This window comes from Kocuria rhizosphaericola, assembly GCF_044462205.1.
Taxonomy (GTDB): domain Bacteria; phylum Actinomycetota; class Actinomycetes; order Actinomycetales; family Micrococcaceae; genus Kocuria; species Kocuria rhizosphaericola.
Genome location: NZ_JBISWK010000096.1, coordinates 1 through 798, shown reverse-complemented (window position 1 = coordinate 798; position 798 = coordinate 1). Strand labels below are relative to the sequence as shown.

Here is a 798-nt window from a genome sequence, read left to right as displayed (position 1 = left end):
CGGCCGCGCTCGTGCTCGGGTCCGGCTCAGGGCGACCACGCTGCGCGCCGTCCGCCGCCGGCCCCTACTGGCCCGTGGCAGCCCAGCCGACGCCGTCCTGACCGCCGTGGTCGCCGTCGTCGGTGAGGCGCAGGGCCGTGGCCGCGGCGTCGCGCACCGCCTGGTCCGGGGTCTTGCCGGCCCGGTTCCCTGTCGCGTCCAGCGCCGCGGCATATCCGACGTAGAAGGTGGTCAGCGCCCCGGCTCCGGGGGAGAGGGCTCCGGATGCCCGCTGGGCGAGCTGCAGGATCTCCTGGGTGTCCACCTTCAGGTCGAGGATCTGAAGCGCCTGGGTGAGCCGCCGGCTCCACTGGTCCAGGTCGAGGGCGTTGTCGTCGTGCACGGCCATGTCGTCTCCTTCGGGTCGGTGAGGGAACAGCGCTTCCGCGGTGGGCCGGCCCTCGGGCTCGGCAGCACGTCAGCGTCCCCCGTCTAGTCGCTCTCCGGCCCGGTGCAGTGCACGCACAGCCCTCCCGTCCCGCCGGTGGCGGCGCACTCGTCGTCGAGCTGTGCCGTTCGTGGGGACAGCTGGAAGCTCCTGCCCTCGAGCGTCCGGAGGGACGTCGAAGCGGTGGGGTGCACGGTGTTCTTCACGGAGGTCGCTCCTGCGCAGGTGAAAGACTTCAGGGATGATGGTGCGCGGCCGGAGGGCTGCTGTGGTGTCCCGCGGACGGTGCGGGGGTCTGCGGGCGAGGGGCTCAGCGTTCGCGCTCGCCGCGGATGAAGGCCTCCAGGTTGGCCCTGGCCACGTCGTCGGGC

2 protein-coding genes are annotated in these 798 nt (G+C 73.2%); both read right to left on the bottom strand.

From position 1 onward, the window contains the following. Positions 1–64 precede the first annotated feature (64 nt). The gene (locus ACH9D2_RS10120; RefSeq protein ID WP_396362708.1) at positions 65–388 is read right to left on the bottom strand and encodes a DUF6457 domain-containing protein; all 324 of its coding nucleotides are present in this window, start codon (positions 386–388) and stop codon (positions 65–67) included. Positions 389–471: 83 nt separating this feature from the next. Continuing rightward, on the bottom strand, positions 472–633 hold the full coding sequence (locus ACH9D2_RS10115) for a hypothetical protein (RefSeq protein WP_396362707.1): 162 nt from the start codon (positions 631–633) through the stop codon (positions 472–474). Positions 634–798: the final 165 nt, after the last annotated feature.